Genomic DNA, 20,407 nt, shown 5'->3' with positions numbered 1-20,407 from the left:
GGCATGGTCAGGCGGGGACGCGTACGCCCGCCAGGTTCTCGATCGTCCGGTGGGAGCTCGGCCCGACCACCGCCGCCCACTCCTCGGGCGCGTCGGCCAGCCAGCCGGCCGCGCGGGCGGCGAAGCCGGGCACGTGCCGGCCCAGATCGACCAGGGCGCGGTCGAAGCGGCCGGCGCCCTCCGGGGTGCGTACGAGGAGCAGGCCGACGCGGTGGACGAGGTCGCGCAGGTCGTCGCCGCTGTTCCGGGCGGCGGCCTGGAGCAGCGCGTCCAGCACGTCGGTGTCGTGCTCGCGGGCCAGGAGCGCGTCGCGCAGTTCGCGGCGCAGCGGGCGGGAGGCCGGGATGCCGGGCGGGGTGAGGACGGCTGCGAGGGCGCACCGCAGCCGCACCGTCCCGCCGTCCAGCAGGCCGGTGACCAGGGGCAGCAGCACTGCCCGGGCTTCCGGGCCCCGGTCGAGCCGCTGGTCGACGTACGCGGCTGCCTGCCCGGCGAGTTCCGGCCGCCGCTCCGTCGCCTCCCGGAGCAGTGCGGCGACCCGCCGGGCCAGGCCGGGCGGGGTGGCGTCGGCGAGTGCCCGCAGGGCCTCTTCCGCGTCGGGTCGCTCCAGCCGCGCGGCGAAGGCTTCGAGGACCGGCTCGGGGTGGGCCAGGAGGGCACCGGCCGGTACGTCCTGAGGGAAGCGCGGGTCGCCCGCCGCGAAGCGCTCCAGTGCCCGGGGGAGGTACTTGGCTCGGGTGTGCGGGTCCTGGACCAGGAGGGCGAGTGCACCGCCGTGCAGGGCGTGGCCGGCGGGGCGGGCGAGCAGGGCGAGGGCCGCGTACCGCAGGAGGGCGCGGTCCTCTCCGGTGCTCGCGTGGGGTGCGACGCGGAGTCCGTGCGCCACCGCGGCGTCGCGGCGCGCGGGCCGCTCGTCGAGCGCCCAGCGGTCCACGGCCCGGCACACCGCCGACGGTTCCTCCTCGGCCAGCGCGGCGAGCAGTTCGTCGGCCCGCCGGTGCGCGCGGTCGACGAGCACGTCCGTCAGCGCGTCCAGGGCTCGCCGGCGGTGGGTGTGCAGCAGTGCCTGGGCGGCCGTGGCCACGGTCGCGTGCGGGGTGGCGGGCAGCGGCCGCTCGTCGTCGAACCAGTCGGCGAGCAGTGGTTGCACCCCCATGGGGTCGTCGGTGAGCAGCCGCGCCACGGCGTCGAGGAAGCGGGGACCTGCCTCGCACGGCGGGCCGTCGGCGTGGACCAGGCGCCGCAGCAGACCGAGGCGCACGTCCTGCGGCAGGCGTACGCCGGTCCAGAAGGCGGGCCCGACCTCCTCCGGCACGGGCCGCTCCCGCCGCCGCCAGGCCACGATCCGGTCGGCGAGCAGCCGCAGCACCTCGGCGTACGGCGCCGCGTCGGGCACGGCCGACAGGGTCCCGGCGAGAAGCCGGGCGGCCCACCAGGACCGCGGATCGGCGTCCAGCGCGTGCACCAGGTCCGCCAGCCGGGAGGCGAGCCGACCGGTGCCGTGCTGGCGGGCGAGGAGCAGCAGGGCCTGGACCACGGGCCCGATGCGATGGTGCGGCACCGGGTCGGACTGCGGTTCTCCGCCGTGGTGGACGAGGGCCCGCAGGGCCTCGTCGAGGTCGAGGTGCGTGCCCTGGAGCCAATCGGCGAGTTCCTCGTGGGCGAAGCGGTAGCCGTTTCCGGCGGGCACGAGCAGGCCCTCGTCGAGGACGGCCCGCGCCCAGCCGGTGCCGCCGCCGAGCCGAGCGGGGGCGGGCCCCCACGGGAACACCGCCTCGAACGCCTCCCGGTCCACATCACCCGCCCCGGGACCGAGGCCGCGCCGGGCGGCCTCGTGCACCTGCCCGGCGACCTTGGCGGCCAGCCTGCGCACGGCGGTGCCGCGCAGGCCGTTCCCGGCGGCCAGGCGTGCGGCGACGCGCAGGGACATCAGGTCCAGGTGGGCGGCGAAGACGTCGTGCCGGTCGACGCCGGTGGCGGGCATGCCGGGGGCATCGCCGAGGGCGGTCCGGATCTCGGCGAGCAGCCGGAGGGCCAGGGGATGCCGGGCGTCGGTGCCGGCGAGGGCGCCGTCCGGGACGCCGTGCCGCAGACGGGCCTCCCGGGCCTCGTCCTCGGTGAGATCGCCGAGGCGTACAGACGCGGGCCGCGCTTGCGCATCGGCCGGCCGGTGCAGTACATCGGCCGGGAACGGCGCCTCCTCCCAGTACTCCGCCCGGCACGCCACCACCAGTCGCACTCCCGTCTCCCGCAGCCACCGCACGGTCCCGTCGGCCCACGAGCCCAGCCGGCGGGCCAGGGCAGGCGGCATCTCCTCGGGGCCGTCGAGGAGGAGCAGCAGGGGGCGGCCGAGGGCTCGGGCGAGGACGGCGAGGCGTTCGGGCGTGGTGTCGCCCAGGTCGGCCGGGAAGGGGGCACGGTCGGCTGCCACGGCCAGGGCGGCCCTTGCCAGCGCCCGGCCCGCCGCGTCCGCCACCGACACGTCGTCGTCCCGGAGTCCGGACCCGCGCAGCCACAGCGTGGGGTGCCCGCCGCGCTCCCGGCGGGCCACGAGCGCCGCGAGTTCCGTCGTACGACCGCTGCCCGGCGGTCCGACGAGGCCGAGGACGGCGGCCGGGCCCGCCGTGAAGGCGCTGAACTCGGCAGCCAGGGCCTCCCGTTCGACCGGTTCCGGCCGGGGACGGGCGGGGCCGTCCTGCGCCACCGATGTGCCGGTCAGCTCCAGCACTCCGGCCAGGTTGAGGTCCGCGCCGTACGCGGGGACCGTCGCCGCGTTCTCGGCGAGCAGTTCGGCGAGCAGGCCCGGCGCTCCGGGGCCCCGGAGACGCAGCGGCACCGCGAACCCGACGTCGCGGTGGTCGGAGCTGAGCGCCGTACCGAGTACACCGACGACGGCACCCGTCGCGGCGTCGAGCACGGGGCCGCCTGCCGCTCCCCCGGCCGGCCGCAGTGCGTCCCGCCCTGCCGTGCCGACCGCCAGTTCCAGCGCGTCGAGGTGGTGGACACGGTTCGTGGCCGTGTACGTCGCGGCGGCCGAGCCCAGGACACGTGCCTCGCGCCAGCCGCCGGCGGCGATCCGCACATAGGTGCCCGTCCGGGTGCCGTCCCGCACGGTGACCGGCAGCGGCGGCACATCGAGGCCCTCGGTCCGTACGAGGGCCAGGCCGAGGGCGGGCAGCGGGGTGACCGCGTCGGCGGTCACGGCACGGCGTCGGTCCCCGGCCCCGTGCAGGACGAGCCGGGGCAGTCCGTCGACGGCCTCGTGGCTGGTGACGAGTGTGCCGTGGTGGTCGGCCAGGAAGCCGGTGCCTCGGGGGCGGCCGGCGAGGTCGTGGATACGGACGAGGACTTCGCCGGGGACCGGGCCCGCCTGCTCCGCCGCCGCTACTGCCTGATCCGCCGTGGCCTGATGCGCTGCTCCGGCGCGGTCCTGGGAGTCTCGTGCGCTGCCGTCCGACTCCCGGGACCGGTTCCGCGACGCCATCGTCGAGCCTCCCCGCCGTACATCCGTGCCCTGCGTTCGACGGTAGGGGCGAGATGATCAGCGGGACAGGCCGCTCGGCGAAAGCGCCCCCTTCCGCTCCCCCCGTTCACTCCGAGCGCCCGCACGCACGGGTGAATCGACGGGGACGGCTGGATACACCCTAGGGGTGGGGGAACCGAGGGGGGACCGTGGAGCGGCGACAGTGGAGGTACCCCGTGGTCGCCGCTCCACGGGCGGACACCGGTCCCCCGGTCCCGCCCGTCAGCCGAAGACGGCCAGGCTCTTGGCCTTGCCCCGTTCCTGCTCGACGAGGGCGAGGAAGCGGCCCTCCGGGTCGAAGACGGCGACGGCGCCGGAGCCCGCGTACTCGTCGGGCATCTCCAGCCGTACGCCGTTGGTGAGCAGCTTGGCCCGCCGGGCGTCGACGTCCCAGCGCGGGAAGGCGGCCGTCGCGGCCTCGGCGATCGGCATCACCGCCAGCTCCTGCTGGTGCTGGTCGAGCGTGCGGGCCGCGTCCAGCTTGTAGGGGCCGACGCGGGTACGGCGCAGGGCGGTGAGATGGCCACCGACACCGAGGTCGGCGCCCAGGTCGCGGGCCAGGGCCCGGATGTACGTACCGGAGGAGCAGACGACCGACACGACCAGGTCGAGTACGGGCGTGCCGTCCTCGGCGACGGCGTCCCTGACGTCGTACACGCCGAAGGAGGAGACCGTGACGGGCCGGGCCGGGATGTCGAACTCCTCGCCCTCCCTGGCCCGCTTGTAGGACCGCACCCCGTTGATCTTGATGGCGCTGACCTTGGACGGCACCTGCATGATGTCGCCGGTCAGCTTGGCGACACCGGCGTCGATGGCGTCGCGGGTGACCTCGGAGGCGTCGGCGGAGGAGGTGAGCTCCCCCTCGGCGTCGTCCGTGAGGGTGTTCTGCCCGAGCCGGATGGTGCCCAGGTACTCCTTCTCGGTCAGCGCGAGGTGGCCGAGGAGCTTGGTCGCCTTCTCGACGCCGAGGACGAGGACGCCCGTCGCCATCGGGTCGAGGGTGCCGGCGTGCCCGACGCGTCGTGTTCTGGCGATGCCGCGCATCTTGGCGACGACGTCGTGCGAGGTGAAGCCCGACGGCTTGTCGACGATGACGAGGCCGTCGGGCGTGGTGTGCTTCTGGGTCATTCGGCGGTGTCGTCCGTCTCGTCGTCCTCGTCCGGCTTCCGGTACGGGTCGGCTTCACCGGCGTACTTCGCGCCGGCGGAGGCCTCGCGCACCTTCTCGTCGGACTGGCGCGCCTTGTCGAGGAGGTCCTCGATGTTGCGGGCCGTGTCGGGGAGGGCGTCCATGACGAAGGTCAGGGTCGGCGTGAACTTCACACCGGCGGCCCGGCCCACCTCGGAGCGCAGGATGCCCTTGGCGCTCTCCAGGCCGGCGGCGGCCTCGTTGCGCTCCTCGTCGTCTCCGTACACGGTGTAGAAGACGGTCGCCTCCCGCAGGTCACCCGTGACCCGGGTGTCCGTGATGGTGACGTGCGAGCCGAGCCGCGGGTCCTTGATCCCGCGCTGCAGCTTCTGGGCCACCACCTCTCGGATGAGGTCCGCCAGCCTTTTAGCCCGCGCGTTGTCGGCCACTGGTCCGTCTCCCGTTCTTTCCTGTCTGGGTCGTTCTCGGGTCGTCAGTCGTCTTCGCCGTGGAAACGCCGCCTGACGGACAGCAGTTCCACCTCGGGGCGGGCGGCGACCAGCCGTTCACACCGGTCGAGCACCTCACTCAGGTGCCCCGCGTCGCCGGACACCAACGCGAGGCCTACGACGGCCCTGCGGTGGAGGTCCATGTGGTCCACCTCGGCCGCGCTCACCGCGTACTTGCGCTGGAGCTCGGCGACGATGGGGCGGACGACGGAGCGCTTCTCCTTCAGCGACCGGACGTCGCCGAGGAGCAGGTCGAAGGACAGAGTCCCCACGTACATGTGTATCCGGATGACCCGCCGGTACGGGATCGATGGCCCTGCGGATTCGGGTGGCAGGGACATCAAGAACGGTACCGCGAACCTGCCGGTGGCTCGACGGGGTTTCCTTTGCCCGCCGACCCGCCACCCGACGCGGTGGGTTCGAGGTGCTTCCCGGGGCTCCGCCCCGGACCCGGGCGGGGACTGCGTCCCCTGCACCCCTCACGGCGATTCGCCCCAGCACCCCTACCGGCTTGCCAACGGCCAGCCGGCCGACGGGGCAAGCCCCGTCGGCCGGTTGGTGGAACCGTGGGTCACACCCGCGGCTTCTCGCGCATCTCGTACGTCGCGATGACGTCGTCGACCTTGATGTCGTTGAAGTTGCCGAGGTTGATACCGCCCTCGAACCCTTCGCGGATCTCGGTGACGTCGTCCTTGAAGCGACGCAGGCCCTCGATGTTGAGGCTCTCCGCGACGACCTTGCCGTCGCGCAGCAGGCGGGCCTTGGTGTTCCGCTTGACCTCGCCGGAGCGGATGAGAACACCCGCGATGTTGCCCAGCTTGGACGACTTGAAGACCTCGCGGATCTCCGCCGTACCGAGCTCGACCTCTTCGTACTCCGGCTTGAGCATGCCCTTGAGGGCCGCCTCGATCTCCTCGATCGCCTGGTAGATGACCGAGTAGTAGCGGACGTCCACACCCTCGCGCTCGGCCATCTGCTGCGCACGCCCGGCGGCGCGCACGTTGAAGCCGATCACGATGGCGTCGGAGCCCATCGCCAGGTCGATGTCGGACTCCGTGACCGCACCGACGCCGCGGTGCAGGACGCGGATGTCGACCTCTTCGCCGACGTCCAGCTGGAGCAGGGAGGACTCCAGCGCCTCGACCGAACCAGAAGCGTCGCCCTTGATGATCAGGTTCAGCTGCTGGACCTCGCCGGCCTTCAGCACCTTGTCCAGGTCCTCCAGCGACACGCGGCGCGTGCGCTTGGCGAACGCGGCGTTCCGCTCACGGGCGGCGCGCTTCTCGGCGATCTGACGGGCCGTACGGTCCTCGTCGACCACCAGGAAGTTGTCGCCCGCACCCGGGACGTTGGTCAGGCCCAGGACCTGAACCGGCGTCGACGGACCGGCCTCGGCAACGCTGTTGCCGTTGTCGTCGTGCATCGCCCGGACTCGGCCGTACGCGTCGCCGACCACCATGGTGTCGCCGACCCGCAGCGTGCCTCGCTGGACGAGGACCGTCGACACGGCACCGCGGCCGCGGTCGAGACGGGACTCGATCGAGATGCCCTGCGCGTCCTGGTGCGGGTTGGCCCGCAGGTCGAGCGAGGCGTCGGCCGTGAGGACCACGGCCTCCAGGAGGGAGTCGATGTGCAGACCCTGCTTGGCGGAGATGTCGACGAACATGGTGTCGCCGCCGTACTCCTCGGCCACCAGGCCGTACTCGGTCAGCTGACCGCGCACCTTGGTCGGGTCGGCACCCTCGACGTCGATCTTGTTGACCGCGACGACGATCGGGACCTCGGCCGCCTTGGCGTGGTTGAGCGCCTCGACCGTCTGCGGCATGACGCCGTCGTTGGCCGCGACGACCAGGATCGCGATGTCGGTCGACCTCGCACCACGGGCACGCATGGCGGTGAACGCCTCGTGACCCGGGGTGTCGATGAAGGTGATCTTGCGGTCTTCCTCGTTGACCTCGGTCGCGACCTGGTAGGCACCGATGTGCTGGGTGATGCCGCCGGCCTCGCCCGCGATGACGTTCGTCTTGCGGATGGCGTCGAGGAGCCGGGTCTTACCGTGGTCGACGTGACCCATGACGGTGACGACGGGCGGGCGGACCATCAGGTCCTCCTCGTCGCCCTCGTCCTCGCCGAACTCGATGTCGAAGGACTCGAGGAGCTCGCGGTCCTCCTCCTCCGGGCTGACGATCTGAACCGTGTAGTTCATCTCGCCGGCAAGGAGGTGAAGCGTCTCGTCGGAGACGGACTGCGTGGCCGTGACCATCTCGCCGAGGTTCATCATGACCGCGACGAGCGACGCCGGGTTGGCGTTGATCTTCTCCGCGAAGTCGGTGAGGGAAGCACCGCGCGACAGGCGAACGGTCTCGCCGTTGCCGCGAGGCAGCATCACACCGCCGACCGACGGGGCCTGCATGGCCTCGTACTCCTGGCGCCTCTGCCGCTTCGACTTGCGGCCACGACGCGCCGGACCGCCGGGACGGCCGAAGGCACCCTGCGTGCCACCACGGCCACCGGGACCACCCGGACGACCGCCGAAGCCGGGACGACCGCCGCCGCCGGGACCACCCGGACGACCGGCGAAACCGCCGCCACCGCCACCGGGACCACCCGGACGACCGGCGAAACCGCCGCCACCGCCACCGGGACGACCCGCGAAGCCGCCGCCACCCGGGCGACCGCCGCCGCCACCGGGACGACCGCCGCCACCGGGACCGCGGCCGCCGGGGCCACCGCCGCCGGGACGCGGGCCGGCAGCGGGACGCTGCGGCATCATGCCGGGGTTCGGACGAGGACCGGCCGAGCCACCGCCGGGACGCGGGCCGCCACCCTGCGGACGCGGCATCGAACCCGGGCTCGGACGGTTGCCACCCGGAGCCTGCGGACGCGGACCGCCGCCGCCCTGGGCGCCGGGCGCCTGGGGACGGGGACCGCCACCCGGGCCGCCGGGGCCGGGACGGCCACCCTGCGGACGGGGCGCCTGCGGGCGCGCCATGCCGGTGGAGCCACCGGAGGTGAAGGGGTTGTTGCCCGGACGCGGACCGGACGGACGAGAACCGCCCTGACGCGGCGCCGGAGCACCGGGACGCGGGCCCCGCTCGCCGCCGGGACGGCCCTGGCCGCCCTGGCCCTGGCCGGGACCGCCGGAGGGGCGGCCACCACCGGGCTTGGGGGCGCCGGGGCGCCCACCACCGCTGGGCTTCGGCGCGGCCGGGGACGGAGCCGCAGCGGGCGGCGCCGTGAACTCGGGCGCGGCCGGGGCCGGACGCGGCGCGGGCTTGGGGCCCGGCGTCGGACGCGGACCCGGGGCCGGCGCGGGGGCCGACGGGGCTGACGGGGCCGACGGCTCCTGGGCCGCGGCGGGCTTGGGTGCGGCCGGCGGCTTCGGGGCAGCCGGACGGGCCGCCTGCGCCGGAGAGGGCGCGGCGGGACGGGGGGTGGCCTTCTTGGGGGCTGCGGGCTTCGCGGCGGACTTGCCGTTGCCACCACCCTGGAAGGCGTCAGTCAGTTTGCGTACGACGGGCGCTTCGATCGTCGAAGACGCCGAACGGACGAATTCACCGAGTTCCTGGAGCTTGGCCATGACGACCTTGCTCTCTACACCGAACTCCTTGGCGAGTTCGTAGACCCGGACCTTAGCCACTTCGCTCCTTTGAGGTCCGGGTTACGTCCGGACCGTCGCTAGTTCATGGGCGTACTCATCGCGTACTCATCGAGTGCTCATCGCAATCTCGACCTGCTTTCGACTCGCGAGGTACCAAGCCGCACGGTGTTCCGTGCGACACGTCTTTACCGTGTTGCCTGGTCGGCAACTGTTGTCTGCTCGACGTATCGGCGCAACGCCTTTGTGTCGAGCGGTCCCGGGGCGCGCAGTGCCCTCGTGAACGCCCGTCGGCGTACCGCCTGGTCCAGACAGATCTGGGCGGGGTGTACGTACGCACCCCGGCCGGGCAGCGTACCGCGAGGATCAGGGGCGCATGCGTCCTTGATCAACACGATCCGCAACAGATCGGCCTTGGCCGCTCGCTCCCGACACCCCACACAAGTGCGTTCAGGGCATGCGCGGACGCGCGTCCGGCCAGACACCGTTAAGTCTACCTCCCCGTACGCGCCTGACCCCTTTGGGGCAGGATTCGAACAGTTGCCGCGCATGAACCTGTCGTGATCTGAACGGCCCGCGGCTTGGATCTATTCCCCGGAGCTGTCCCCGGAGCCTTCCCCGGAGCCGTCCCTGGCGCCGTTCCCGGCCGGTTCCGTGTCCGGGCGGATGTCGATCCGCCAGCCGGTCAGCCGGGCCGCGAGCCGGGCGTTCTGCCCTTCCTTGCCGATGGCCAGGGAGAGCTGGTAGTCGGGCACGGTCACCCGGGCCGACCGGGTCGCCATGTCCACGATCTCCACCTTGGAGACCCGGGCCGGGGAGAGCGCGTTCGCCACCATCTCGGCCGGGTCCTCCGACCAGTCGACGATGTCGATCTTCTCGCCGTTCAGCTCGCCCATCACATTGCGCACCCGGCCGCCCATGGGGCCGATACAGGCGCCCTTGGCGTTCAGACCGGAGCGGGTGGAACGGACGGCGATCTTCGTCCGGTGACCGGCCTCACGGGCGATCGCGGAGATCTCCACGGATCCGTCGGCGATCTCCGGCACCTCCAGGGCGAACAGCTTCTTCACCAGATTGGGGTGCGTACGGGACAGCGTCACGGACGGGCCGCGGACGCCCTTGGCCACCCGGACGACGTACGACCGCAGGCGCATGCCGTGCTGGTAGGACTCCCCCGGCACCTGCTCCTGCACCGGCAGGATGGCCTCGAGCTTGCCGATGTCGACGAGCACGTTCTTCGGGTCGCGGCCCTGCTGGACCACGCCGGTGACGATGTCGCCCTCGCGGCCGGCGTACTCACCGAGCGTCGCGTCGTCCTCGGCGTCGCGCAGGCGCTGCAGGATGACCTGCTTGGCCGTGGTGGCGGCGATACGGCCGAAGCCCGTGGGGGTGTCGTCGAACTCGCGGGCCTCCTGGCCCTCCTCGAGGTCGTCGGGGTCCTCCTTCGCCCACACGGTCACATGGCCGGTCTGCCGGTTGAGCTCCACGCGCGCGTGACGGCGGCTTCCCTCGGTGCGGTGGTAGGCGATGAGGAGGGCCGACTCGATCGCCTCGACCAGCAGGTCGAAGGAGATCTCCTTCTCCCGAACCAAGCCCCGCAGGGCGCTCATGTCGATGTCCACGGCTACGCCTCCTCTTCCTTCTTGTTGTCCTTGCGGCTGAACTCGACCTGGACACGCGCCCGGACGATGTCGTCGAAGGCGAGTCTGCGCGCGGTGGGCTTGCGGCCCTTGACCCCGGGGATCTCGGTGTCGACACCGTCGTCGTCGACCTTCAGGATCCTGGCGACCAGCTCGCCGTCCGCCAGCTGGAACTTCACCAGGCGGTCCTGGGCGCGCACGTAGTGCCGGTGTTCCGTGAGGAGGCGCTCCGCGCCCGGGGTGCCGACCTCGAGGGTGTACTCCCCCTCGCCCATCGCGTCCGACTCGTCGAGCTTCGCCGAGAGCGCGCGGCTCACATCGGCGATCTGGTCCAGGTCGGCGCCCGTGTCCGAGTCGACGACCACGCGCAGCACCCGCTTGCGTCCGACGGAGTCCACTTCGATCTCTTCGAGGTCCAGGCCCTGAGAGCTGACGAGCGGTTCCAGTAGTTCTCGCAGCCTCTCGCTCTGGGTGGTGCTCATCCGGGTGACTCCTCGGCCGCGTGTGCTGTTGTGGGATGGGGCGCGTGTCTGGTCAAAGGGTATCCGGTCGCAGGGAGTGTTGCCGTCCACCCGGTGACGAACGGTGCCGCTGACCGGTCCCGGGCGACGGCCCGGGTACCGTGATCACGGGCGTGCAGCCCTGCCAGCCTCTTCTTTCTCGTACGAGCCCCCGAGGACGTCCGAAGTGCCGTTTTCCCCATCGCCGCGCGCCCGCTCGGGGCCGCGCAGGAGGAGTCTGCTCGCCGTCGGCTCGACGGCCCTCGCCCTGGCCGGCTGCACCGCCGGCGGCGAGGACTCCGGTGACCCGGGCGACGGCCCGTCGGCCGCCGACCGCAGGGCACGCGCGCGTGCGGCGCGGGACAGCGAGGAACTGGTCGAGCGGTACGACGCGGTGATCGCCGCCCGCCCGGGGCTCGAGGAGCTGCTGCGGCCGCTGCGGGGGGAGGTCGTACGGCACGCGCGGGCGTTCGGCGGCGGCCGGAAGCCGTCTTCGTCCCCTTCTGTCTCCTCCGCTTCATCGTCCCCCTCGGCCGCTCCTGTGCCGGGGAACGACCGGGACGCGCTCACCGTGCTCGCCGCGGCGGAGCGGGACCTCGCCGACCGGCGGGCCAAGGCACTGGTCGCAGTGGAGGGCGACCTGGCGCGGCTGCTGGCCTCGGTGGCGGGCGCCGGTGCGGCGCACGTCTTTCTGCTGACGGAGGGGGACGCGTGAGCGACTCGAAGGACCAGGAGCTGCGGGCCCTCCAGGCGGCGCTGGCCGCCGAGCACGCGGCGGTGTACGGGTACGGCGTCGTCGGCGGGCGGATCGGCGACGGGCAGCGCGTCGAGGCACGGACGGCGTACGACGCGCACCGGGCGCGCAGGGATGCGCTGGCGCGCGAGGTGAAGGACCTGGGCGGCAGGCCCGCGGCCGCTGCCGCCGGATACGCGCTGCCGTTCCCGGTACCGGACGCCGCGGCCGCCGTGCGGCTCGCCGCCGAGCTGGAGGACCGGGTGGCCGGGGTCTACTCCGACTTGGTGCGCGCGGCGGGCGGCGGGCGGCGGGTCCTGGCCGCCGAGGCGCTGCGGGAGGCCGCGGTGCGGGCGGTGCGCTGGCGCGGCGAGAGCGTAGCCTTCCCTGGGCTCGCCGAGCGGGCGGACACGGCTCCGCCCGCGGCCGCGCCCACGCCGTGACCCCGTAGGGCACGCATCGCGGACAGTACGAAGGGAACGACTCGCGCATGGTTTTCGAACCGCCGAAGCGCCTGGTCAGGGCGCTCGGTGAGACGGCACCGGACGGTGACGACTGGCTGGAGAAGCTGCCCGAGGCGGCGCGGCGGGCCGTCGCTCTACGCGAGTTGACCGTGGACCGGGTGCAGGTGCCCGGCGGGCGCAGCAGCCTGGTCGTGCTGGTGCGCACGGCCGACGGGACGCCCGCCGTACTGAAGCTGGCGCCGGACCGGGCCCGCCCGGAGGCGGAGCGGGCCGCACTCGCGCACTGGGGCGGCCTGGGCGCCGTACAGCTGCTGGAACCCTTCACGGCCGAGGGTGTGCTGCTGCTGGAGCGGCTGCATCCGGACGTGTCGGTGCGGTCGTTGCCGGAGGCGAAGGCACTGCTGGAGGCAGCGGGGACGATGCGGCGGCTGTGGGTGGAGCCGCCCGCCAGCTTCCCCTTCGAGACCGTGGCCGAGCGGACCGGGCGGCAGGCCGAGGCGATGCGGGCGCGGGCACGGGCCGATTCCGCGGTGGCCCCGCTCGTCGACCTGGCGCTCGCGGCGCGTGAGGAGCTGCTGGCCGCGCCGCCCGAACACCGGCTGCTGCACGGCACGTTCCGGCAGAGCAAGGTGCTCGCCGGGGAGCGGATGCCGTGGCTGGCCGTGGGCCCCGACCCGGTGGTCGGCGAGTGCGCCTTCGATCTGGCCCGGCTGGTGCGCGACCGGGTGGAGGATCTGATCGCCCAGCCGTCCGGCGCGGCCACGACCAGACGCCGGGTGAAACGGCTGGCCGAGTCCCTGGACGTGGACCAGGAGCGGCTGCGCGGGTGGACGCTGTTCCGGGCCGTGGAGTCCGGTGTGCGGGCGGGGCGGGTCGGGCGGCCCCGGGACGCGGAGTTGCTGCTGGAGTTCGCAAGCTGGCTGTGAGCCCCCGGGAGGACCGGGGCGCTCACAGGGCTCGGTAGTGGCTCAGGCCGTGAGCCGGGCGATGGCCTCCTCGACCGTCAGCTCCTCGCGCTCGCCGGTGCGGCGGTCCTTCAGTTCCACCACGCCGTCGGCCGCGCGCCGGCCAGCCACCAGGATCTGCGGTACGCCGATCAGCTCGGAGTCCGTGAACTTGACGCCCGGGGAGACACCGGGGCGGTCGTCGACCAGGACGCGGACACCGGCCGCGGCCAGCTTCTGGGAGATGTCGAGGGCCAGTTCGGTCTGCAGGGCCTTGCCGGCGGCGACCACGTGGACGTCGGCCGGGGCGACCTCGGCGGGCCAGCACAGGCCCTTGTCGTCGGCGCTCTGCTCGGCGAGGGCGGCGACCGCGCGGGAGACGCCGACGCCGTAGGAGCCCATGGTGACGCGGACCGGCTTGCCGTTCTGGCCGAGGACGTCGAGCTTGAGGGCGTCGGTGTACTTGCGGCCCAGCTGGAAGATGTGGCCGATCTCGATCGCTCGGTCGAGGACGAGGCCGGTGCCGCACTTCGGGCAGGGGTCGCCTTCCTGCACGACCACGACGTCGACGTACTCGCCGACCTCGAAGTCGCGGCCCGCGACGAGGTTCTTCGTGTGTGTGCCGGCCTTGTTGGCGCCGGTGATCCAGGCCGTGCCGGGTGCCACGCGCGGGTCGGCGATGTAGGTGACCTTCTCCAGGCCCCGCGGTCCGACGTAGCCGCGGACCAGGTCGGGGCGGGTCGCGAAGTCCGTCTCGGTGACCAGCTCGACGGTGGCCGGGGCGAAGTGCGCCTCGACCTTGCCCATGTCGACCTCGCGGTCACCGGGGACGCCGACGGCGACGATCTCGCCGTCGACCTTGACCAGGAGGTTCTTCAGCGTGGCGGAGGCCGGGACGCCGAGGGAGGCGGCGAGGGTCTCGATGGTCGGGGTGTCGGGGGTCGGGATGTCCTCGGCGGCCGGGACGCCGGAGGCGTCGACGGACTTCAACTCGTACGTGATCGCCTCGGTGTTGGCGGCGAAGTCGCAGTTCGGGCAGTCGGCGAAGGTGTCCTCGCCGGCCTCGGCCGGGGCGAGGAACTCCTCGGACTTGGAGCCGCCCATGGCGCCGGCGGTGGCGGCGCAGATGCGGTAGTCGAGGCCGAGGCGGGCGAAGATCTTCTGGTAGGCCTCGCGGTGCAGCGCGTAGGACCGGGCGAGGCCCTCGTCCTCGGTGTCGAAGGAGTAGGAGTCCTTCATCAGGAACTCGCGGCCGCGCAGGATGCCCGCGCGGGGCCGGGCCTCGTCGCGGTACTTGTTCTGGATCTGGTAGAGGATCACCGGCAGGTCCTTGTAGGAGGACGCCTGGTCCTTCACCAGCAGGGTGAAGATCTCCTCGTGGGTGGGGCCGAGGAGGTAGTCGCCGCCCCTGCGGTCCTGGAGCCGGAACAGCTCGGGGCCGTACTCCTCCCAGCGGCCGGTGGCCTCGTAGGGCTCGCGGGGCAGGATGGCGGGGAGCAGGACCTCCTGGGCGCCGATCGCGTCCATCTCCTCGCGGACGATGCGCTCCACATTGGAGAGGACCCGCTTGCCGAGCGGCAGCCAGCTCCAGATGCCGGCGGCGGTACGGCGCACGTACCCGGCGCGGACGAGGAGCTTGTGGCTGAGGACCTCGGCGTCCGCCGGGTCGTCGCGCAACGTCTTCGCCATCAACTGGGACATGCGCTGGACCGGTACGTTCGCCATGGTTTAGCTCCTGCTACTGGGGGTCCCCCCGCTCGAGCGCGGTCGAGAGTGGGGAGGGTGATGGCAGGAGGTTATCCGGGGGGTGCGGGGCGGTGGAAATCGGTTAGGGGCGCCGCAGGGGCAGCGGGGCGCCCATCACGGCGTACGGCTTCGGGGCACTGGGGAAGAGGACCTGGCGGGCCAGGTCCTGGTAGCCGAGGGAGCGGTAGAGGGCGCGGGCGGGGCTCTCGGTGTCGATCGCGGAGAGGATCGAGCGGGGTTCTGCGGCGCCGTCGGTGATGGTGGTGATCAGGGTGCGTCCGATGCCGCGGCTCTGGTGGGCGGGGTGGACGTGCAGTTCGGTGATCACGAAGGAGTCGTCGAGCCAGTGGTCGTGGTGGTTGGCTCTGAGGTAGGGCTCCACGACGGTGGACCACCAGTGGGTGCGGTCGTTGGGCATGCCGTAGACGAAACCCACGAGGGTGCCGTCGGCCTTGGCTCCGAGGGCCCTCGCCCCCGGGCAGGTCATGTGGCGGAGGACGATCTGGCGGCGGACGGCTACCTCGTCCGGGCCCAGGCCGAAGGCCACCGCTTGGACGGCCAGGGCCTCGTCGACGTGGGCGGAGAGGTCCAGTGGGCCGATCACGAGGTCCATGCGGGGAGCCTACAGGGGGGTTTCGGTTGTCAGCCGGGCGCAGGTTGTCTTTGGCCGGTCGCGCTGTTCCCCGCGCCCCTGAGGCTCGTCCCCCTCACGCCCGGTCAGAAGAGCACGCTCATGAAAGCGCCGACCTCTTGGAAGCCGACCCGTTGGTACGTCCTGCGGGCCGCCGTGTTGAAGTCGTTCACGTAGAGGCTGACCACCGGGGCGACGTCGGCCAGGGCGTAGCGAAGCACGGCTGCCATGCCGGGGGCCGCCAGGCCCGTGCCGCGGTACTCGGGGGCCACCCACACGCCCTGGATCTGGCAGGCGCGGTCCGTCGCGGCGCCGATCTCCGCCTTGAAGACGACCTTGCCGTCCGCGTCGAAGCGGGCGAACGCGCGGCCGGAGCCGACGAGTTCGGCGACACGGGCCTGGTAGAGGAGGCCCCCGTCGCCGGCGAGCGGGGAGATCCCGACCTCCTCGGTGAACATCGCCACACACGCCGGCATGAGCGTTTCCAGCTCGTCCTTGCGGACGCGGCGGACGTAGGGGTCCGGGGCGATGCCGGCCGGCAGGTTGTCGGTGACCATGAGCGGCTGCTGCCGGCGGACGTCGCGGGCCGGGCCCCACTGGGGTTCCAGCAGCCGCCACAGGTCTGCGGTGGACCCGGCGGGCCCGACGATGGAGGAGCAGCGGCGGCCGGCCCGGCGGGCCCGGTCGGCGAAGGCGCGGACGGCGCGCGGGCCGGCGCAGATCGGGACGAGGTTGGCGCCCGCGTAGCACAGGGACGTCAGCATGCCGTCCTCGTACCAGCCCCACATCTCGCCGCCGAGCCGCCACGGGTCGAGGCCGGCGATCTGCACCCTGGACGTCACGAAGGCGTTCGCGACCGGCTCGCGGTCGAGTACGGCGAGCGCGGCGTCCAGGTCGCTCGGTTCGAGGACCCGTGAGGTGGTCTGCGTCAACACGTGCGGGGCCCTCACACACTGGGGTCGGCTGATCCCCGCACTGTACCTGGCGGAGCTGGGGAGCGCCGCCCGCCCGCAGTGCTGTGACCAGTGGGGCATTCGCCGGCGCGGGGCGGTCGGTCGCCGAGTCGCTTCCTGAGCTCACTCACCTCGTCCTGGAGGCCGTGCACCATCCGGTACAGGGCCTGCACGGCGACGACGGCGACCCCGTTGGCGTCGATGGGGTGGATGGTCCGGTCGTCGGCCCCTAGCCCGAGCGCGGCGTACCAGTCCTGGGCCATGGGGCCGAGGTGCCGTACGCCCTCCTCGCCCCGGTAGCTCCACGTACTCACCGGCAGCGCGGCGACGACACGCAGGACCGCGTCTCCGTCCGTCGGGGGGTGGGCGTCGGGACCGGGCGACCAGGTGACGGGGGTGATGTCGACCTTGAGGGCGCGATCACTCGAGGCGCCTCCTGCCTCGCCATAGGTTCTGTACGAGGCCCGGGCACGGATCGGCGGCGCTTCGCGGTCGATGTCCTTGAGGAGCGCCCTGCCCAGGACGGTCTCGGGGTGCTCGTCCCCCAAAACCCTGCGGAGCGAAGCGACGACCTGCGCACACCGCCACTGGGCCGCGGCGGGTCCCTCGGTCTCCAAGGCGGCGATGGCCAGGTTCATCCGGACGCGGAGGGTCTCGGGGTGGTCCTCGCCCAGGGCCTGGCCGGACTCCCGGGCGAGCTCCCGGAACAGGTCGAGAACCTGGAGGGGACCTTCGATCGTGGCCCGGACCGCCGCGTAGTTCGAAAGGGCCTGCATCGTGTGGGGATGCGTGCGGCCGAGATGCCGCTCCCGACGGGTCGCCACGTCCCGGAGGTCGTCGATGGCGGTGCCCTGATCGGTGTCCAGGCGGCACAGCGCCTCGACTTCGGCGGCCTCCGTGCTCAGGGGGTGGTCCGCGCCCAGCAGTGCCTCGCTGCGTTTGAGCACGGCAGTGGCCATGGCCAGGGCCTCCTCGGCCGAACCGCAGCGATGGGCCCAGTAGGCCAGCGAGATGCGGGTGCGCAGGCTGGTGGGGTGGCCGCTGCCGAGGGCCGTGTCGGTCTCGTCGGCGAGCCGGCCGAGCAGCGTGCACGCCTCGTCGTGGTGGCCCGCGCGTGCGGTGGCCCAGGCATGGGAGTGGCGGGCGGCGAGTGCGGCCGGCCCGGCCCGTCCGAACGTCTCGATCATGTCCGGCAGCAGCTGGGCGAGTTCGGTGTGCGCGTGGATCCAGTTGCCCGACCGGCCGCCGGTGCGGGCCATGCCCCAGCGGGCGAGCAGCCACAGGGTCCGGTCCCGGTCGGGGAGCGCCGCTTCACTGTGGGCGGTCTGGGCGTAGAGGCGGTTGGCCTCGTGCCAGCGGCCCATGTGGCCGAGCCACAGTGCCTCCCGCAGGGCGGCGAGCCGGGTGAGGATGTGCTGCGGCCCCAGATGATGCAGGCAGTCGGCGTGCAGCTCCGTCGTCAGCTCCAGGGCGCGGCGGACGTCCTGGGTGTGGCCGGTCCAGAACGCGAGTGCGTGCCGGGCGGCCAGGGTCTTGGGGCTCGTGTCGCCCAACTCCGCTTCGGCGCCGGTGACAAGCCGTGCCGCCGCGTCCCGCGCCAGTTCGGGTTCGCAGGCGGCGCCGAGCCTCGCGACGGCCTGTGCCAGCGCGTCGAGCCGTTCCTCCCCCGCCTCCCAGACCACGAACTCCTGGGCCGAGGAGTAGGCGAGTACGGCGTCGGCGGCGCCGTCCCAGCCGCCGATCCAGGTGTCGGCCGCAAGACGTGGGGCGAAGTCCCTGTCCGGTCGGGTGCCGGAGTTTCCCTGGCGGTCCCGGAGGTTCTGCCAGGACTCCTGCCAGTGGGCGTAGTCGACGTCCAGGGCGTGGCCCTTGTCGCCGGCGAGGGAGTCGACGCAGCGCAGCAGCGCCTCGACGGTCGTCCAGTCGCCGTTGCCGACGCCCGCCTCACGGTCTCTCAGGTAGCCGTAGAGGGTCTCGCGCCCGATGGTGAAGGACGGACCGCGGGCTTCCCGGGCCGGCCTGGTGGCCTTGACCACCTGTGCGACGGTGACGTCGCCGTCTCGCATGAGCCGGGCGAGCTCCGCCCGGAATTGCCGCCATGTCTCCACGGTGCCCTCTCGACGGAGCCTGTCCGGGACAGGTGTCCATGGTGTCCGGGGAGTCCGGGGCCGTCCAGCGGAATCGACCGGTCCGGCTGCCGTTCCCGGACGTCCGGGATTTCCCCGGGCCGGGCGCTCGGGAGGTGCACTCGTCTCAGGTGCCCGGTGGTGCTGCCGGGCGGTTTGGGGAGGTGCCGTGTTTCACTTCGTCGTCGGTCTGCTGGACGGTTCACCGGTCGTCGCCGTCCTGGCCCTCATCGTGCTCACGGGGCCGGTGCTGCTTCGGCAGGTTCTGCTGTTCCTGGGCTTCAGGTGGGCCCTGCGCGGGGTACGGCACGACACATCGCGGGTGTCGCTGTTCACCACGTACTCCGGCGCGCTGACGGCTCGCCGTGCGCGCGGGGTGCGCCGGGGCGGGCCCCGCCGTGGTGGGCCGGGAGATCGCTCACGGTGACCGGAGGGGCGCGGTGGCGGGGGCCGGCACGCCCTCGCGCGACCTGCCATGAGACGGCGCCCGCCGGAAGGCGGCGTGCGGCCGGAAGGCGGCGTGCGGCCGGGAGGCGGCGTGCGGTCCTCCCGGACCGGATCGGTGCGGTCGGTGCGGTGCGGGTCGGTCAGCCCGCCACAGCCACCGACGGTTCGCCCGAGGCGATGCCGTCCGCCTCCATCTGCTCGGCCAGCTTCATGGCCTCCTCGATGAGGGTTTCCACGATCTTGGACTCGGGGACCGTCTTGATGACCTCGCCCTTGACGAAGATCTGGCCCTTGCCGTTGCCGGAGGCGACGCCGAGGTCGGCCTCACGGGCCTCGCCGGGGCCGTTGACGACGCAGCCCATGACGGCGACGCGGAGGGGGACCTCCATGCCGGTGAGGCCGGCCGTGACCTCTTCGGCGAGCTTGTAGACGTCGACCTGGGCGCGGCCGCAGGAGGGGCAGGAGACGATCTCCAGGCCGCGCTCCTTGAGGTTCAGGGACTCCAGGATCTGGATGCCGACCTTGACCTCCTCGGCGGGGGGTGCCGACAGGGAGACGCGGATCGTGTCGCCGATGCCCTGGGAGAGCAGCGCGCCGAAGGCGACGGCCGACTTGATGGTGCCCTGGAAGGCCGGGCCCGCCTCCGTCACGCCGAGGTGCAGCGGGTAGTCGCACTGGGCGGCGAGCTGCTTGTAGGCCTCGATCATGACGACCGGGTCGTTATGCTTGACAGAGATCTTGATGTCGCGGAAGTCGTGCTCCTCGAAGAGGGACGCCTCCCAGAGGGCCGACTCGACCAGGGCCTCGGGGGTCGCCTTGCCGTACTTCTGGAGGAGGCGCCGGTCGAGGGAGCCCGCGTTGACGCCGATGCGGATCGGGGTGCCGTGGTCCCGGGCCGCCTTGGCGATCTCCTTGACCTTGTCGTCGAACTGCTTGATGTTGCCCGGGTTGACGCGGACGGCCGCGCAGCCCGCCTCGATCGCGGCGAAGACGTACTTCGGCTGGAAGTGGATGTCCGCGATGACCGGGATCTGCGACTTGCGGGCGATGGTCGACAGGGCGTCGGCGTCGTCCTGCGTCGGGCAGGCGACGCGGACGATCTGGCAGCCGGAGGCGGTCAGCTCGGCGATCTGCTGGAGGGTGGAACCGATGTCGGACGTACGCGTCGTGGTCATCGACTGCACCGAGACGGGGGCGTCTCCGCCGACCGCCACGGTCCCGACCTGGATCTGCCGGCTCTTCCGGCGCTCGGCGAGCTTGGTCGGTACGGACGGCATGCCGAGAGAAATCGCAGTCATCTGCAGTGCAACCCCAAGTCGTGGATCAAGGTCCGGTCCCGTGAGCGGCGGGCTCCGAGCTTCGCGCTTCGAGATTACGGCACATGGCTGGGGCCGGGCACATCCCGCCCCGCATCGCGCCCCATGGAGGCGGCCCGGCACGAGGAGTGCCGGGCCGCCACGGAACC

At 72.8% G+C, this 20,407-nt stretch carries 17 protein-coding genes; 4 read left to right on the top strand and 13 right to left on the bottom strand.

The window, feature by feature from the left end; genetic code table 11:
• Nucleotides 1-7: 7 nt before the first annotated feature.
• From ACQEV8_RS32135 to rimP, 8 genes are all read right to left on the bottom strand, one after another.
• Entirely contained in the window at nt 8-3,484 is a 3,477-nt protein-coding gene (locus ACQEV8_RS32135) for a trypsin-like peptidase domain-containing protein (RefSeq protein ID WP_432967140.1), read from the bottom strand.
• Between the two features lie 261 nt (nt 3,485-3,745).
• Nucleotides 3,746-4,651 carry a tRNA pseudouridine(55) synthase TruB gene (gene truB, locus ACQEV8_RS32130; RefSeq protein ID WP_432967138.1) on the bottom strand — a complete coding sequence of 302 codons (906 nt, stop codon included), beginning with the start codon at nt 4,649-4,651 and terminating at the stop codon, nt 3,746-3,748.
• Nucleotides 4,648-5,100 (bottom strand): 30S ribosome-binding factor RbfA, encoded by a 453-nt coding sequence (gene rbfA / locus ACQEV8_RS32125; RefSeq protein ID WP_189728170.1) that lies wholly within the window; start codon nt 5,098-5,100, stop codon nt 4,648-4,650. Before rbfA ends, truB begins: the two co-directional genes overlap by 4 nt.
• 44 nt (nt 5,101-5,144) lie before the next feature.
• On the bottom strand, nt 5,145-5,438 hold the full coding sequence (locus tag ACQEV8_RS32120) for a DUF503 domain-containing protein (RefSeq protein ID WP_184598380.1): 294 nt from the start codon (nt 5,436-5,438) through the stop codon (nt 5,145-5,147).
• Between the two features lie 293 nt (nt 5,439-5,731).
• Nucleotides 5,732-8,800, bottom strand: coding sequence for a translation initiation factor IF-2 (gene infB, locus ACQEV8_RS32115; RefSeq protein WP_432967136.1), 3,069 nt, complete (start codon nt 8,798-8,800; stop codon nt 5,732-5,734).
• 146 nt (nt 8,801-8,946) lie between these two features.
• Nucleotides 8,947-9,243 (bottom strand): YlxR family protein, encoded by a 297-nt coding sequence (locus ACQEV8_RS32110; protein WP_382496744.1) that lies wholly within the window; start codon nt 9,241-9,243, stop codon nt 8,947-8,949.
• A 102-nt stretch (nt 9,244-9,345) separates the two neighbouring features.
• Nucleotides 9,346-10,380: a transcription termination factor NusA gene (gene nusA, locus ACQEV8_RS32105; protein WP_432967133.1), complete on the bottom strand. Its 1,035-nt coding sequence runs from the start codon at nt 10,378-10,380 to the stop codon at nt 9,346-9,348.
• A 2-nt stretch (nt 10,381-10,382) separates the two neighbouring features.
• The gene (gene rimP / locus ACQEV8_RS32100; protein ID WP_432967131.1) at nt 10,383-10,880 is read right to left on the bottom strand and encodes a ribosome maturation factor RimP; all 498 of its coding nucleotides are present in this window, start codon (nt 10,878-10,880) and stop codon (nt 10,383-10,385) included.
• A gap of 205 nt (nt 10,881-11,085) precedes the next feature.
• On the opposite strand from rimP, the gene ACQEV8_RS32095 reads away from it, so the two are divergent.
• The 3 genes from ACQEV8_RS32095 to ACQEV8_RS32085 are packed head-to-tail and all read left to right on the top strand — an operon-like array spanning nt 11,086 to nt 13,021.
• On the top strand, nt 11,086-11,613 hold the full coding sequence (locus tag ACQEV8_RS32095; protein WP_432967129.1) for a hypothetical protein: 528 nt from the start codon (nt 11,086-11,088) through the stop codon (nt 11,611-11,613).
• Nucleotides 11,610-12,074: a ferritin-like domain-containing protein gene (locus ACQEV8_RS32090; protein ID WP_432967127.1), complete on the top strand. Its 465-nt coding sequence runs from the start codon at nt 11,610-11,612 to the stop codon at nt 12,072-12,074. The genes ACQEV8_RS32095 and ACQEV8_RS32090 overlap by 4 nt, the downstream gene beginning before the upstream one ends.
• Nucleotides 12,075-12,121: 47 nt before the next feature.
• Nucleotides 12,122-13,021 (top strand): aminoglycoside phosphotransferase family protein, encoded by a 900-nt coding sequence (locus tag ACQEV8_RS32085; RefSeq protein ID WP_432967124.1) that lies wholly within the window; start codon nt 12,122-12,124, stop codon nt 13,019-13,021.
• A gap of 42 nt (nt 13,022-13,063) precedes the next feature.
• Here the strand turns inward: ACQEV8_RS32085 and ACQEV8_RS32080 are convergent, their stop codons facing one another.
• From ACQEV8_RS32080 to ACQEV8_RS32065, 4 genes are all read right to left on the bottom strand, one after another.
• Nucleotides 13,064-14,764: a proline--tRNA ligase gene (locus ACQEV8_RS32080; RefSeq protein WP_432967122.1), complete on the bottom strand. Its 1,701-nt coding sequence runs from the start codon at nt 14,762-14,764 to the stop codon at nt 13,064-13,066.
• Nucleotides 14,765-14,867: 103 nt separating this feature from the next.
• Nucleotides 14,868-15,398, bottom strand: coding sequence for a GNAT family N-acetyltransferase (locus ACQEV8_RS32075; protein WP_432967120.1), 531 nt, complete (start codon nt 15,396-15,398; stop codon nt 14,868-14,870).
• A gap of 104 nt (nt 15,399-15,502) precedes the next feature.
• Entirely contained in the window at nt 15,503-16,351 is an 849-nt protein-coding gene (locus ACQEV8_RS32070) for a GNAT family N-acetyltransferase (RefSeq protein WP_432967118.1), read from the bottom strand.
• A gap of 11 nt (nt 16,352-16,362) precedes the next feature.
• Nucleotides 16,363-18,435: a tetratricopeptide repeat protein gene (locus tag ACQEV8_RS32065; protein ID WP_432967116.1), complete on the bottom strand. Its 2,073-nt coding sequence runs from the start codon at nt 18,433-18,435 to the stop codon at nt 16,363-16,365.
• Between the two features lie 229 nt (nt 18,436-18,664).
• On the opposite strand from ACQEV8_RS32065, the gene ACQEV8_RS32060 reads away from it, so the two are divergent.
• A complete protein-coding gene (locus tag ACQEV8_RS32060) occupies nt 18,665-18,922 on the top strand; it encodes a hypothetical protein (RefSeq protein WP_432967114.1) in 258 nt (85 codons plus the stop codon).
• 160 nt (nt 18,923-19,082) lie between these two features.
• On the opposite strand, the gene ispG is transcribed toward ACQEV8_RS32060, so the two are convergent.
• The gene (gene ispG / locus ACQEV8_RS32055) at nt 19,083-20,240 is read right to left on the bottom strand and encodes a flavodoxin-dependent (E)-4-hydroxy-3-methylbut-2-enyl-diphosphate synthase (RefSeq protein ID WP_432967112.1); all 1,158 of its coding nucleotides are present in this window, start codon (nt 20,238-20,240) and stop codon (nt 19,083-19,085) included.
• Nucleotides 20,241-20,407: the final 167 nt, after the last annotated feature.

The organism is Streptomyces sp. CA-179760 (assembly GCF_050937045.1).
In the GTDB taxonomy this organism is placed as follows: domain Bacteria; phylum Actinomycetota; class Actinomycetes; order Streptomycetales; family Streptomycetaceae; genus Streptomyces.
The sequence above is the reverse complement of the archived record's forward strand: the minus strand, read 5'-3'. Positions and strand labels throughout refer to the sequence as shown.

What these genes read in the sequence shown, in the direction of transcription:
- ACQEV8_RS32135 (WP_432967140.1), bottom strand. Translation starts at nt 3,484, where the DNA reads ATGGCGTCGCGGAACCGGTCCCGGGAGTCGGACGGCAGCGCACGAGAC.
- truB (WP_432967138.1), bottom strand. Translation starts at nt 4,651, where the DNA reads ATGACCCAGAAGCACACCACGCCCGACGGCCTCGTCATCGTCGACAAG.
- ACQEV8_RS32120 (WP_184598380.1), bottom strand. Translation starts at nt 5,438, where the DNA reads ATGTACGTGGGGACTCTGTCCTTCGACCTGCTCCTCGGCGACGTCCGG.
- rimP (WP_432967131.1), bottom strand. Translation starts at nt 10,880, where the DNA reads ATGAGCACCACCCAGAGCGAGAGGCTGCGAGAACTACTGGAACCGCTC.
- ACQEV8_RS32085 (WP_432967124.1), top strand. Translation starts at nt 12,122, where the DNA reads ATGGTTTTCGAACCGCCGAAGCGCCTGGTCAGGGCGCTCGGTGAGACG.
- ACQEV8_RS32080 (WP_432967122.1), bottom strand. Translation starts at nt 14,764, where the DNA reads ATGGCGAACGTACCGGTCCAGCGCATGTCCCAGTTGATGGCGAAGACG.
- ACQEV8_RS32075 (WP_432967120.1), bottom strand. Translation starts at nt 15,398, where the DNA reads ATGGACCTCGTGATCGGCCCACTGGACCTCTCCGCCCACGTCGACGAG.
- ACQEV8_RS32065 (WP_432967116.1), bottom strand. Translation starts at nt 18,435, where the DNA reads ATGCGAGACGGCGACGTCACCGTCGCACAGGTGGTCAAGGCCACCAGG.
- ispG (WP_432967112.1), bottom strand. Translation starts at nt 20,240, where the DNA reads ATGACTGCGATTTCTCTCGGCATGCCGTCCGTACCGACCAAGCTCGCC.